The organism is Comamonas kerstersii (genome assembly GCF_008801935.1).
Taxonomy (GTDB): Bacteria; Pseudomonadota; Gammaproteobacteria; order Burkholderiales; family Burkholderiaceae_C; genus Comamonas; species Comamonas kerstersii.
The window spans coordinates 326,738-339,977 of the sequence record NZ_VZOT01000002.1 but is presented as its reverse complement, the minus strand read 5'-3'; the positions used below and the strand labels follow the sequence as shown (position 1 = coordinate 339,977).

General features: G+C 59.9%; 14 protein-coding genes. 3 read left to right on the top strand and 11 right to left on the bottom strand.

Going from position 1 to position 13,240, the window contains the following annotated elements; genetic code table 11:
* Positions 1–82: 82 nt before the first annotated feature.
* Entirely contained in the window at positions 83–265 is a 183-nt protein-coding gene (locus F7P80_RS04740; RefSeq protein ID WP_130932673.1) for a hypothetical protein, read from the top strand.
* Positions 266–378: 113 nt separating this feature from the next.
* On the opposite strand, the gene F7P80_RS04735 is transcribed toward F7P80_RS04740, so the two are convergent.
* The 11 genes from F7P80_RS04735 to F7P80_RS04685 form a co-directional block, all read right to left on the bottom strand.
* Entirely contained in the window at positions 379–1,266 is an 888-nt protein-coding gene (locus F7P80_RS04735; RefSeq protein ID WP_151043118.1) for a plasmid replication/partition related protein, read from the bottom strand.
* Between the two features lie 168 nt (positions 1,267–1,434).
* On the bottom strand, positions 1,435–2,811 hold the full coding sequence (gene trhP / locus F7P80_RS04730) for a prephenate-dependent tRNA uridine(34) hydroxylase TrhP (RefSeq protein WP_417034039.1): 1,377 nt from the start codon (positions 2,809–2,811) through the stop codon (positions 1,435–1,437).
* A 185-nt stretch (positions 2,812–2,996) separates the two neighbouring features.
* On the bottom strand, positions 2,997–4,160 hold the full coding sequence (gene tolA / locus F7P80_RS04725; RefSeq protein WP_058879773.1) for a cell envelope integrity protein TolA: 1,164 nt from the start codon (positions 4,158–4,160) through the stop codon (positions 2,997–2,999).
* Positions 4,161–4,188: 28 nt separating this feature from the next.
* The gene (locus F7P80_RS04720; RefSeq protein WP_054066671.1) at positions 4,189–4,614 is read right to left on the bottom strand and encodes an ExbD/TolR family protein; all 426 of its coding nucleotides are present in this window, start codon (positions 4,612–4,614) and stop codon (positions 4,189–4,191) included.
* Between the two features lie 16 nt (positions 4,615–4,630).
* On the bottom strand, positions 4,631–5,341 hold the full coding sequence (gene tolQ / locus F7P80_RS04715; protein WP_151043116.1) for a protein TolQ: 711 nt from the start codon (positions 5,339–5,341) through the stop codon (positions 4,631–4,633).
* On the bottom strand, positions 5,338–5,751 hold the full coding sequence (gene ybgC, locus F7P80_RS04710; protein WP_151043114.1) for a tol-pal system-associated acyl-CoA thioesterase: 414 nt from the start codon (positions 5,749–5,751) through the stop codon (positions 5,338–5,340). The genes tolQ and ybgC overlap by 4 nt, the downstream gene beginning before the upstream one ends.
* Positions 5,752–5,762: 11 nt before the next feature.
* Positions 5,763–6,947 carry a pyridoxal phosphate-dependent aminotransferase gene (locus F7P80_RS04705; RefSeq protein WP_058879774.1) on the bottom strand — a complete coding sequence of 395 codons (1,185 nt, stop codon included), beginning with the start codon at positions 6,945–6,947 and terminating at the stop codon, positions 5,763–5,765.
* Between the two features lie 98 nt (positions 6,948–7,045).
* Positions 7,046–7,582 carry a transcription antitermination factor NusB gene (gene nusB, locus F7P80_RS04700; protein WP_054066675.1) on the bottom strand — a complete coding sequence of 179 codons (537 nt, stop codon included), beginning with the start codon at positions 7,580–7,582 and terminating at the stop codon, positions 7,046–7,048.
* Complete coding sequence (gene ribH, locus F7P80_RS04695) at positions 7,579–8,049, bottom strand: 6,7-dimethyl-8-ribityllumazine synthase (protein WP_054066676.1); 471 nt, start codon at positions 8,047–8,049, stop codon at positions 7,579–7,581. The genes nusB and ribH overlap by 4 nt, the downstream gene beginning before the upstream one ends.
* Before the next feature lie 5 nt (positions 8,050–8,054).
* Complete coding sequence (gene ribBA / locus F7P80_RS04690) at positions 8,055–9,176, bottom strand: bifunctional 3,4-dihydroxy-2-butanone-4-phosphate synthase/GTP cyclohydrolase II (protein ID WP_151043112.1); 1,122 nt, start codon at positions 9,174–9,176, stop codon at positions 8,055–8,057.
* A 214-nt stretch (positions 9,177–9,390) separates the two neighbouring features.
* A complete protein-coding gene (locus F7P80_RS04685) occupies positions 9,391–9,687 on the bottom strand; it encodes a 2Fe-2S iron-sulfur cluster-binding protein (protein ID WP_054066678.1) in 297 nt (98 codons plus the stop codon).
* 573 nt (positions 9,688–10,260) lie between these two features.
* On the opposite strand from F7P80_RS04685, the gene F7P80_RS04680 reads away from it, so the two are divergent.
* The gene (locus F7P80_RS04680; protein WP_151043110.1) at positions 10,261–11,187 is read left to right on the top strand and encodes an SDR family NAD(P)-dependent oxidoreductase; all 927 of its coding nucleotides are present in this window, start codon (positions 10,261–10,263) and stop codon (positions 11,185–11,187) included.
* A gap of 467 nt (positions 11,188–11,654) precedes the next feature.
* Entirely contained in the window at positions 11,655–13,187 is a 1,533-nt protein-coding gene (gshA, locus tag F7P80_RS04675; RefSeq protein ID WP_151043108.1) for a glutamate--cysteine ligase, read from the top strand.
* The last annotated feature ends 53 nt before the right edge of the window (positions 13,188–13,240 follow it).

Genomic DNA, 13,240 nt, shown 5'->3' with positions numbered 1-13,240 from the left:
AAGCATCGCAGTCGCATTGCTGCCCCTGTTTCTGGCCGCATGCGGCAAATCGCTGGATGGTACGTACCAGGATTCCACAGGCATGGCCTCTCTGACCTTCAAGGGCGATACGGTCGACTACATGGGCATGTTTGATCTGGACTACACGGTCGAAGATGGCAAGGTCAAGATCGAAGGCATGAATGGCGAAACAGCGCTGGTGCTCAAGATCAAGGACGACAACACCTTGGTCATGCCCATGGTGGGGGAGCTGAAAAAGCGCTGATGGCGTGAACCAGCAAGCCGCACAGGCATGCGCCCCATGCCTGTAGCATGCCAGTAGAAAAAAAGCCGCGACCTGCACAGACTGCAGTCGCGGCTTTCTTGCTTTCTGGTTTTTTAAGCCTGCTCTGCCAGCAGCTCCTGCAGGGTCTTGACCTGCAGACGCAGGCGCTCGTTTTCGGCTTCCAGCTCGGCCACACGGGCCTGCAGGGCTTCTACGGATGGAGCAGGTGCTGCATCGGCTTCGGCGCTGGATTCGGCAGCTTCAGGCTGTTTTTCGGTGCGGGCTTTTTTCTTGGCTTCGCGCACGCGCTTGGCGGCCTGTTTGAGGCCATCCACACCTTCGGCGGCGACAGCTTGCTGCTCTTCCACGGGCAGTGATGCCACCACGGCCGCGGCGTTGAGCGACAGCTCTCCGGCCTTGACGGCCTCCACCACCTCCGGCGCAGCTTTTTGCTGGATGGTTTCAATCATCTTCACCTGTCCCGCAGACAGGCGTGCGGCACGGGCCAGGGCCTCGCGGGTGTCCAGCGCCTCGTCAGGGACCTTGGGCACATTGGCCAGGGCCTTGGCGACGACGGGGTCGGTTTCTCCTTCCCAGGGCGCTTCGGCAGCGGCTGCTTCACCGGCCTCGGCCTTGGCGGCCTGCACGGCGGCAGCAGCCTGTGCGCGGCGCTCGGCAATGATTTCGCGCTTGCGCAGGGCCAGCACGCCGCGCTGGAAGTCAGACAGTGAGCGGCGGCCCAGGTGCTGGTCGATCATCCACAGGTGGATGTCTTCCATGCTCTGAAAGCGCGTGTTCTGCATGGTCTTGAATGGCAGACCGTGCTTTTGGCAGATGCTGTAGCGGTTGTGGCCATCAACCAAAATATTGTCCCACAGCACCAGTGCGTCGCGGCAGCCTTCGTCCAGGATGCTGCGCTCCAGCGCTTCGTACTCGTCAGGGGTCAGTGGGTCGATATAGGCCTTGAGCTCAGGCAGAACAACGATTTCTTCAGTACTCATGGAACTCCAATCAATGCAGGCAGCGCACTGTAACCGTGTGCCTGCAAAAGTCAAAAGGCACCATGAGGTGCCTTTCAAAAAGTGAAGCGTCTAGCGCTTGTATAGCTTGAGTTTCAAATGGATTTAAATCTCAAGTTCTGATAAATCAAGCGCTGGCAGCTATGGTTTTTAAGGGTTCTGAGGTTGCAGCAGGCGTGCAATCAGGCCGCCTTCCACAGGGCCTTCCACGGGAATGCGCACGCGCACGGGGTTGCCGGGGGCAACTTGCACAGGTTCGCCTTCCAGATTGAACATCTGCTCCAGCTTGACGGTGCGGTTGCCTGTGGGGTGGATGATTTCAATCATGTCACCCACGGCAAAGCGGTTCATGGTTTCGATTTCGGCCAGACCGTTTTCGTAACCGCGCACCTGGCCCACAAAGTGGCTGCGCTGCAGCACGGAGGTGCCGGTTTCGTAGTTCTGGTAGTCGTTGGCAGGGCGACGTTCCAGCAGACCGCCGGTGTAGCCACGGTTGGCCAGACCTTCCAGCTCGGTGATGAGGTGGGGGTTGAAGGGGCGGCCAGCCACGGCGTCATCAATGGCGCGGCGGTAGACCTGGGCGGTACGGGCCACGTAGTACAGGCTCTTGGTGCGGCCTTCGATCTTGAGCGAATCCACACCAATCTTGGCCAGGCGCTCTACGTGTTCCACGGCGCGCAGGTCCTTGGAGTTCATGATGTAGGTGCCGTGCTCATCTTCCATGATGGGCATCATCTCGCCAGGGCGGCCCTTTTCTTCCAGCAGGTAGATGGCGTCGGCCTTGGGGTGGCGCTTCTGGTCACCGCAGGTGCTGGTGAACTGGTTGTCCAGGTCGTTCTTGGCCTCTTCAAAGTTGAAGCCCTTGTCCATGGCCACGCCCAGCGCTTCGCCGGTGTTGGGGTCTACTTGCGCATCGTGCGTCTTGTACTCCCAGCGGCAGGCGTTGGTGCAGGTGCCCTGGTTGGGGTCACGGCGGTTGAAGTAGCCCGACAGCAGGCAGCGGCCCGAGTAGGCAATGCACAGCGCGCCGTGTACGAACACTTCCAGCTCCATGTCTGGGCATTCCTGGCGGATCTTTTCGATCTCGTCCAGCGACAGCTCGCGCGAGAGGATGATGCGCTCCACGCCCATCTTCTGCCAGAACTTGACGGTGGCGTAGTTGGTGGTGTTGGCCTGCACCGAGAGGTGAATCACGGTCTCGGGCCACTTTTCCTTGACCATCATGATCAGGCCGGGGTCGGCCATGATCAGCGCGTCGGGCTTCATCTCGATGATGGGCTCGATGTCGCGCAGGTAGGTGCGGATCTTGTCGTTGTGGGCAATGACGTTGGACGTCAGGAAAAACTTCTTGCCACGCTGGTGGGCTTCTTGGATGCCCTGTGCAATCTGCTCCATGCGGAACTCGTTGTTGCGGGCACGCAGGGAGTAGCGGGGCTGGCCGGCATAGACAGCGTCGGCGCCAAAGTCATAGGCGGCGCGCATCTTGTCGAGCGAGCCGGCGGGAAGCAGCAGTTCGGGGGCTTTCATAGGGGAGGTATTTTCCTTGATTGGCGTCAGTTCGTCACGGCGTGGGGAACAAGCACCCGATGGCATCGTGGGACAGTGCTGAAGCTATATATAAAAGAGCTGCTTGCGCTTAAAACATAAGGACTTCAGATAGATATCTATCTGAAGTCCTTATAGATCAAGCGCTGGCAGCTATCAAAGTGTGATCAATCCTGCGGCCTGAAACCAAAGGTGAACTCCGCGGGCACTTTGCCGTTGGTGTCCTTGGGCAGGGTTTCGGTCTTGTGCAGGGCACGGACCACGGCGTCATCCCAGGCCTTGTTGCCGCTGGACTTGACCAGCTGCACGCTGGTGATGGTGCCATCGGGCGCGGCACGTACGCGCACTTCTGCGCGTGGGTTGCCGCTGGTGATGTCGGGGTAGACGATGTTGGGCTTGACCTTGGCTGCCACGCGTGCGCCATAGCCTGCAGAGTGGCCGACCGTGCCACCACCTGTGCCCTTGCCGCCGTTGGGGCCGCTGCTCTTTTCGGCAGAGCCGCTGCCGCCTGAGCCCGCAAGACCGGCCATGGCACGCAGGTTCTCCTGGCGAATACGCTCCAGTTCCTTGGCTGCCTTGGCATCCTTGGCGGCCTGCTCTTTCTTGCGCTTTTCTTCAGCCGCTTTTCTGGCAGCTTCCTGCTTGGCTTTTTCGGCCTTTTCTTTTTCCGCTTTTTCGCGAGCAGCCTTGTCCTTGGCGGCTTTTTCCTTGGCCGCCTTTTCTTTCTCAGCCTGCTCGCGTTTGGCTTTCTCTAAGCGTTCTTTTTCCAGACGCTCCTTTTCCAGGCGCTCTTGCTTGGCCTTCTCGGCTTTTTCGCGCTCGAGCTTTTCGCGGCGCTCCTGCTCTGCCTTTTCAGCCTTTTCCTTTTCGAGCTTGGCTTTTTCGGCCTTTTCACGCTCGGCCTTTTCCTTGGCCTTCTGGGCTTCCAGTTCGCGCTGTTTTTCCTCGGCTTCCTTTTTCTTGCGCTCCTGCAGTGCAATTTCTGCATCGCGCTGGGCTTGTAGCTCCTGCTGCGAAGGCTTGGGCGGCGCAGGTGGCGGCGGCGGTGGCAGCGGTATGGGTTCCGGCGCTGGCTCGGGTTCGGGCTCTGGGGCTGGCTCGGGCTCTGGCTGTGGTGCGGGCACAGGCACAGCGCGCGGCGCTGCCTGGACAAAGGTGTCAGACCACAGCTCTGCCTCTATGGCTGCGGGCTCCACGGCTTCAGGGGGAGAGACTTTCCACACCAGGGCGCCGACCAGCACGGCGTGTGCCAGCAGGGCCAGCACCCAGCTGCGCAGACGCCGGTTGTCGCGAGGAGGTGCAAAAGGATCGTGTTCGAGGCGAGAGGACATGGATGGGTCAGACAATCACATCAAGCGCTTACTGGGGCGAGGACTTCACGCCCAGCGCGACGCGTACATCAGCCGCCTGCAGCTGTGCCATGGCCTGCACCACGTTTTCGTAGGGCAGGGTCTTGTCTGCCAGGATCTGGATGGCGCTGTGCTCGGCGTCGCTGCCTTTCCAGGAGCTGGCCACAGCCTGCAGCTCGTCCAGGCTGATGGCCTGCTCGGTGTTCTGGGTCTTGAAGATGACGCTGCCGTCCTTGTTCAGCAGCACGTAGGCGATGTTCTTGGCGGCCGGTTTGGACGACTTGCCTGCCGTGGGCACATCAATATTGCCCGGCGTGAGCATGGGCGCTGTCACCATGAAGATGATGAGCAGCACCAGCATCACGTCGATGAAGGGCACCATATTGATTTCGTTGACGGTGCGGCGGCCGCGGCCTCGGGAACTCACTGCAGGCATGCTTTGCTCCTGTTGCTCAATAGCCGGAAGCGGTGGCGCTGGCAGCGGGTGCGCCGACATTGCGCTGCAGGATATTGGTGAACTCTTCCATGAAGGTTTCCTGGCTGGAGGCAATGCGGTCAATGGTGTTGGCGTAGCGGTTGTAGGCGGCTACGGCAGGGATGGCGGCAAACAGGCCCATGGCGGTGGCGACCAGTGCCTCGGCAATACCGGGGGCGACGGTGGCCAGGGTGATCTGCTCCATGCTGGCAAAGCCGGTGAAAGCGTGCATCACGCCCCACACGGTACCAAACAGACCGATGTAGGGGGTGATGGAGCCGACGGTGCCCAGGAAGGACAGGCCGGATTCGATCACGTCCATCTCACGCTGAAAGCTTGCGCGCATGGCGCGGCGTGTGCCGTCCATCAGCATGGCGCTGTCGCTGATATGGCGCTCGCGCAGTTTTTTGTATTCGCGCATGCCGCTGGCAAAAATGCGCTCCATGGGGCCCCCCGTCTTGGCGTTCTGGGTGGCGCTGCTGTAGAGGTCGTTGAGGCTGCTGCCAGACCAGAAGTCCTGCTCAAAGTCTTCGTTGAGCTGGCGCACGCGCTTGAGCATCTGCGCCTTGCGGAAGATGGTCGCCCAGCTGGCAACAGAGGCGGCGACCAGAATCAACATCACCAGTTGAACCACCCAGCTGGCCTGCATGATGAGGCTGAGGATGGACATGTCTTGGGCTGCGTTCATGAGAGTGTTTCCAGGATGGATTTCGGTATACGGGCAGGGCGCATGGTGGTGGAGTCCACCCAGCCGATGCGAATGCTGCCTTCACATAACAGTTGGGGTGCCTGATCGGATGACACTGGCTTCAAAAAAGCCTGCTGGGCAATCGTCATGGAGGCGCGGCCTGCAGACTCCAGCACGGTGGTGACTTCCATCACATCATCCAGCCGCGCAGGCTGGAGGTAGTTGATCTCTGCATGCGTCACCACAAACATGCCGCCCACTTCGTCACGCAGCTTCTGCTGTTCTACGCCCAGGTTGCGCAGCCATTCGGTACGCGCACGCTCAAAAAACTTGAGGTAGTTGGCGTAGAAGACGATGCCGCCTGCGTCAGTGTCTTCCCAGTACACGCGAATGGGAAAGGTGAAAGCCATCAAAGTTCCCCTTATTTGAAGAGCTGCTGCATGCGGCGCACGGCTTCCTGCAGCTGTTCCATGGAGTTGGCTGTGGAAAAGCGCACATAGCGCGCCGTGTCTGCCGTACCAAAGTCGCGGCCGGGCGTGATGGCCAGGTGGGCTTTTTCCATCAGGGCGTAGGCAAACTCCCAGCTGTCCTTGACGCCGAGCTTCTCGCACAGCGGTGTGCAGTCGGCCCAGGCGTAGAACGCGCCATCGGGCATGACATCAATGCCAAAGCCCAGTTCCTTGAGCGCTGGCAGGAAGTAGTCGCGGCGGGCCTTGAATTCGGCGCGGCGTGCTTCAAAGGTGGCAATGCTCTCGGGAGTAAAGCAGGCCAGGGCCGCGTGCTGTGAGATGGTAGAGGCGCAGATGAACAGGTTTTGCGCCATGCGCTCGACCACGGGCACCATGGCCTCGGGCACCACCATCCAGCCCAGACGCCAGCCCGTCATATTGAAGTACTTGCTGAAGCTGTTGATGGAGATGATGTCATCGCTGATGGCCAGCGCACTGTGGCCAAAGGCTTCTTCGTAGGACAGACCCAGATAGATTTCATCGACGATGGTGATGCCACCCCTGGCCTTGACCACTTCATGAATGCGGCGCAGCTCGGCCGGATCAATCGAGGTGCCGGTGGGGTTGGAGGGAGAGGCCAGCAGCACGCCACGGGTTTGTTCGCCCCAGTGCGCGGCGACTTGCTCGGCACTCAACTGGTAGCGCTCTGCAGCGCCGGTAGGAATCAGCTTGGCTGTGCCTTCTGCAGCGCTCACAAAGTGGCGGTTGCAGGGGTAACTGGGGTCGGGCATGAGGATTTCGTCTCCCGGCTCGATCAGTGCTAGGCAGGCCAGCTGCAGCGCCGCAGATGCGCCAGCCGTAATCACGATGCGCTGTGCAGGCACATCCACGCCAAAGCGGCTTTGGTACCAGGCGCTGATGGCTTCGCGCAGCGCTTCCAGCCCCAGGGCATTGGTGTATTGCGTGCTGCCTTGCGCAATGCAGGCACTGGCGGCCTGCTGCACTTGTGCTGGCGCGGTGAAGTCAGGCTCGCCAATGTTCAGAAAGATCATGGGCTCGGGGCCGTTGGCCACTTCCTTGGCCAGCTGCTGGGCCGCCTTGGCCACTTCCATCACATAAAAGGGTTCAATCTTGTCGGCGCGCGTAGAAAACTTCATGGGCAGGCAAAGCGCAAAGCGCTGTCACGTAGGGGTCTGAAAAGCAAGAAAAAAGGCAGCGGCCCGTGGAGCACGCTGCCTTTTGCAAGGAGCCATTATTAGGCGCTTTTGCCGGCCTTGTCGGCTTTGACCTCGTCGGGTCGCAGCTCAGGGGCCAGGGCATTGAGTACGCCGTTGACGTATTTGTGGCCGTCAGTGCCGCCAAATTCCTTGGCCAGTTCAATGACTTCGTTGAGCACCACGCGCCATGGCACGTCCATGCAGTGCATCAGCTCATAAGTGCCAATCCACATGCAGGCATGTTCGATGGGCGAGAGTTCGCTCAGCTGGCGGTCCAGCTTGGGAGCGATCAGCGCGTTCAGATCGTTCTCGGTGGTGATGCAGCCGTGCAGCAGTGCGTCGTAGTGCGCAGCATCACACTTGTGAAAGCCCGCCAGATCACGCGTGAACATGTCGATGGAGGCGGGGCTGTTCTTGCCGACCAGATGCTGGTAGAGGCCTTGCAGCGCGAATTCACGCGAGCGGGTGCGTGCCGATTTGGAAGCGGCTTTGCGCACGCCGGTGCTGGTCAGGCCCGTACGTTTTTGGCGGGGTGGGCGGCTGTTGCCAGCCGGTGTGGTGTGTTCGTCGCTCATGCTTGTTTCAGTTTTTGGAGCAGGCTAGCCATTTCAACGGCTACGCGTGCTGCATCCAGACCCTTTTCGGTCTGGCGTGCAATGGCCTGCTCGAGGTTTTCGGTGGTGATGATGGCGTTCGCAATCGGCAGCTTGTAGTCCAGGCTGACGCGGGTCACACCCGCTCCCGATTCGTTGGCCACCAGCTCAAAGTGGTATGTCTCCCCACGGATGATGCAGCCGATCGCCACCAGTGCATCGTAGCCGCCGCGCTCTGCCATGGCCTGTAGGGCAACAGGCACTTCCAGTGCGCCAGACACCATGACATGGTCAATAGCTTCAGCCTTCACGCCCAGTGTCAGCAATTCCTGGTGGCAAGCATTGGCCAGGGTATTGGTAATGCTTTCGTTCCAGCGGGCCTGGACCATGCCAATGCGCAGTCCCTGACCGTTGAGTTGTTGGGCCGTGCCTTTTTCTGCGTGCAGCATGTCTCTTATTCCTTTGTGATGTAGCCAGTAATTTCCAGGCCGTAACCGGCCATGCTGGGCATGCGGCGTGGGCGGCCCAGCAGTTGCATCTTGTGTACACCGCACTCGCGCAGAATCTGCGCGCCAATGCCGTAGGTGCGCAGGTCCATGCGGCCGCGCTCCGGGGCCTGTGCCGCACGTGCTTTGCCTTCGAACTGCGCCAGCAGCTGCTCGGCGCTTTCGCCACAGTTGAGCAGTACCGCGACGCCCTGACCGCGGGCGCTGATGTATTCCAGGCTGTTATCCAGGCCCCAGGAGTGCATGGAGCGGCCGACTTCCAGCGCGTCCAGCACCGACAGGGGTTCGTGCACACGCACGGCCACGTCGGTGTTGGCATCCCAGCTGCCCTTGACCAGTGCCATGTGCACGGAGTGGCTGGGTTTGTCCTGGAAGATGTGGGCGGTGAATTCGCCCCAGTGGGTATTCAGGGTGCGCGACCCTACTTTTTCCAGCAGCGACTCGGTGCGGCTGCGGTACTGGATCAGGTCGGCAATGGTGCCGATCTTCAGGCCGTGCTCGGCAGCAAACAGCTGCAGATCAGGCAGGCGGGCCATGGTGCCGTCGTCTTTCATGACCTCGCAGATCACGGCAGAAGGCGTGCAGCCAGCCAGTGCGGACAGATCGCAACCTGCTTCGGTGTGGCCTGCGCGGATCAGCACGCCGCCATCGACAGCCTGCAGCGGGAAGACGTGGCCGGGCTGTACCAGATCGGTGGGTTTGGCGTCTTTGGCGACGGCCGTCTTGATGGTGTGGGCGCGGTCGGCAGCAGAAATGCCGGTAGTCACGCCTTCTGCGGCTTCGATCGATACGGTGAAGGCGGTGCTGTAGACGGTGCCGTTGCGCGCTGCCATGGGAGGCAGCTTCAGATATTCACAGCGTTCGCGGGTCAGCGTCAGGCAGATCAGACCGCGGCCATACTTGGCCATGAAATTGATGGCTTCAGCGGAGACGTGGTCGGACGCCAGTACCAGATCCCCTTCGTTTTCACGATCTTCTTCATCCACCAAAATGACCATGCGGCCAGCGCGGATGTCCGCAATGATGTCTTCCACCGGCGAGATGGGCGCGGGAGTGAGGGGGGCGTTCATGGTGTTGTTCCTTGGATAACCTGTCTCGGTAGCCGGCTGCACGGCCTTGGTACGGGCGGACAGCCCTGCATGCGAAGTGCATGCGTCCAAAGAACATATGTGCAGACGTTACCGTCGCTTGCTGGCCGGCGCCGGATGGTGCGCGGTCTTATTGAATGGAAACCCGCATTTTAGTGCTTTGCAGCATGTCTGCAGGGAATGGATGGCGAATGGACTAGCTCTCGGGGGCTTGCAGGGTGACATCGCCATCCGGATAGGCCACGCAGGGCAGTACGCAGCCCTCGGCCTTTTCTTCCGGAGTGAGTCCGGGCCACTCTATCTTGTAATGCACGGAGCCCTGTTTGATCTGCCCCAGACAGGTGCGGCAGGTGCCATTGCGGCAGGAGCTGGGCCACTGCAGACCTCCCATTTCCATGGCGTCCAGCAGCGTATCTGTGGCCCATGCATCGCACTGTTCACCTTGGGGTGCGATGTAGAGGGTGTACAGCGGTGGGGTATCTGCGGGGGTCATGGTGCTCCTTGTCGTCAATCAGGCAGGCCGCCATTGTCGCTCTATCCGATGCAGGTCTGATGGTTGCTGGTGTGTGCTTAAAAAATGTGCAGCCTACTTGCGTGCCTTGCAGATCAAGCACTTGTGCGGCTTGTCGGGACTTTAGACAGGCTTATCCACATGGTTGTTCAGAAGAATTGGGGGCAACTGTGTTTTTTGAGACTCGCAACAAATGCCTTGCAGATCAAATGTTACGAATTGCTGAATCTGACTAAAAATTAATCATATTGATTTATTTCTAATAAAAACAACTACTTGTTATTGTTGTTTTATGGGTTTGTCTGATTTATCCACAGGATTGTTCATGATTTTTGGGGGCAAAGAACAAGTATGCTTTCGCTTGTGATTAAAAAATGTGCATTTGTAGGACATTCTTTCAAAACAAGGGCTTAGCGTGGTTGTTGGCGGTCATGCAGAGCTTGTCCACATGCTTGTGCTGCCTATCAGGGGATAAGCTGCAGTCGCATCGGTGAATGCTGCGGGGCAGCATGCTGCTTACAGTGTCTGGGTACAGATGCAACAAGGAGACAAAATATGCAGCAAAGCCTGTCATTTGAGGGTCAAGTCGCCATCGTCACTGGCGCTGGTGGCGGTTTAGGACGAGAGCATGCGCTTGCTTTGGCCAGGCGTGGTGCCAAGGTACTGGTCAATGATCTGGGTGGGGCTGTAGATGGCTCTGGTCGCTCGGTATCGGCAGCGCAGGCGGTGGTGGATGAGATTCGTGCCTTTGGCGGGGAGGCGATGGCCAATGGCGCCTCGGTGACCGACTTTGCCGCCGTGCAGGCCATGGTGCAGCAGGCGATCGATGCCTGGGGGTGTGTGGATATCTTGATCAACAACGCTGGCATCCTGCGCGACAAGAGCTTTGCCAAGATGGAACTGGAAGACTTTCGGCAGGTGGTAGATGTGCACCTCATGGGGGCGGTGCACTGCTGCAAGGCGGTGTGGCCCATCATGCAGGCGCAAAACTATGGTCGCATTGTGATGACGACCTCGTCTTCCGGTCTGTATGGCAACTTTGGCCAGAGCAACTACGGCGCAGCCAAGATGGCGCTGGTGGGGCTGATGCAGACGCTGGCGCTGGAAGGTGCCAAGTACCACATCCATGTGAATGCGCTGGCGCCCACGGCAGCCACACGCATGACCGAAGGCCTGATGCCCGAAGCCGTGCTTGCAGCCCTCAAGCCCAAGGCTGTGGTTCCAGCTATGCTGGTGTTGGCGCACACTTCGGCGCCAACACGCACCATCTTGTGTGCAGGGGCAGGTAGTTTTGAGGCAGCGCACATCACGCTCACGCAAGGGGTGTATGTGGGCATGGGGGAGGCAGCCCCTGAGCAGCTGGTGCAGCAACTGCATGCTGTGCTGGACCAGAGTAATGCTCTGGTGCCAGAAAGCGGCATGGCGCAGGGGCAGCTGGAAGTGGGCAAGGCCATGGCTGCGCGCGGTGCTGCGTCAGCATAGGATGGGCCTATCTAGGGCGTGTTCACGTAAACATTGGGTTCGCGCAGCCACGACAAGGCCGTCAATGCGCGACGCACGGCGCAGCGCGGGTGCGCACCCGCGTCAGGCGGGCAACACTGCAGGGGCGGCCTTGTCGTGGCTGCCCCTGATATTGAAATCACCAATGGGGTTGAAGGCTTGGGGCGGTCTGCGTTGTTGCGGTGGCTGGCAAGGCGCTCGGCATTGCTGCGCCACCGCGCCTAGCAGCCCATCCCCAAGCCTTCAACGCGAATTCCCAAGCTTTATGTGAACACGCCCTAGCGGCTACAAACTCAGTTTGCAAGCCGTAGCGATGGCGGCACAGCTTGTGCGTGGTTATGGAGAGGGCGAAGCTGCGCGTGTAAGAGCCTCGTCCTATGATTTCGTAACATCTGGGGTGCTGCATGCTAAGGTAGCGCCCCGTTTTCTGACCGTAACCGCTGACAAGCATGAATTCATCGCCCAAACCATTCTCCCTTCCCGCAGCAGAACGCCTTGCTGGCATACGCCGCGGTATTGAAAAAGAAGGTTTGCGCGTATTGCCGACGGGCTCGTTGGCGCTTACGCCGCACCCTGTCGCTTTGGGCGCGGCGCTGACCCACCCGCATATCACCACGGACTACAGCGAATCCCAGCTGGAGTTGATCACCGGTGTGCACCAGAGCGTGGAAGCCTGCCTGCAGGAGCTGCAGCAGGTGCACCAGTACACCTTGCGCAGCATGGCGCAGGTGAGCGAGGAAATGATCTGGAATTCCAGCATGCCCTGCCATCTGCCCACGGATGAAACCATTCCGCTGGCACGCTATGGCTCATCGCATGCCGGGCGTTCCAAGAGTGTGTACCGCATGGGGCTGGGCCACCGCTACGGCCGCCGCATGCAGACCATCTCCGGCATTCACTACAACTGGTCCATGCCGGGTGTGAGCAGCGAAGAATATTTCGCGCTGATTCGCAACTTCCGTCGCAATGCCTTTGTGCTGCTGTATCTGTTTGGTGCTTCGCCAGCACTGGGCCGCTGCTTTGTAGAAGGGCGTGAACACCGCCTGCAGCCGCTCGATGCGGCACAAAAGACGCTGCATCTGCCTTATGCCACTTCGCTGCGCATGGGGCGCCTGGGCTACCAGAGCGATGCGCAGGCGCAGATCAAGGTCAGCTACAACGGACTTGAAGGCTATGCACACTCCCTGCATCAGGCGCTGACTCAGCCATACCCTGCGTATGAGCAGCTGGGTATTCGCAACCCCGGTGGCGACTACAACCAGCTGGGCACCAGCCTGCTGCAGATTGAAAACGAGTTCTACAGCACCATTCGCCCCAAGCGCACTACACGCAGCGGCGAGCGCCCCCTGCATGCCCTGCGTGAGCGTGGCGTGGAGTATGTGGAAGTGCGCTTGATGGACATCGACCCGTTCGAGCCCCTGGGCATCAGCGCATCCACCATGCGCATGCTGGACGTGTTCCTGCTGCACTGCCTGCTCAGCGACAGTCCTGAGGATTCGCCCGAAGAAATCGAAGCCATCAAGCGCAACCAGCATCTGGTGGCAGAGCGCGGGCGTGAGCCCGGCCTGAAGCTGCAGTGCGGCGCGGAACAAGTGCTGCTGAGTGACTGGGCCAAACAGGTGCTCGACGACTGTCAGCCACTGGCAGCCATGCTCGATGGGCTGCACCAGACCGATGCCTATAGCCAGGCATTGGCCGAGGCGCAGCAGCGTGTGCAGCAGCCTGGCAGCACACCTTCCGCCCGTGTGCTGGAGCAGATTCGCAGCCTGCACCAAAGCAGCTTTGAGCGCTTTGGCAGGGCGCAGTCTCTGTGGGCACATGAGCACCTGCTGGCGCTGCCATGGAGTGAGGCACAGCAGCAGCATTACGCGCAGATGGCACAGGCGTCACTGGATGCGCAGAAAGCCATCGAGGCTGCTGATACAGGCACGTTTGAAGCTTGGCGTCAGCGCTATATGGACCCTGCTGCCCTGGGAGGCTGACAACGGGGTGGCTGTCATTGGAGTGTCATAGTGTTGACATTTTGTGACGCTAG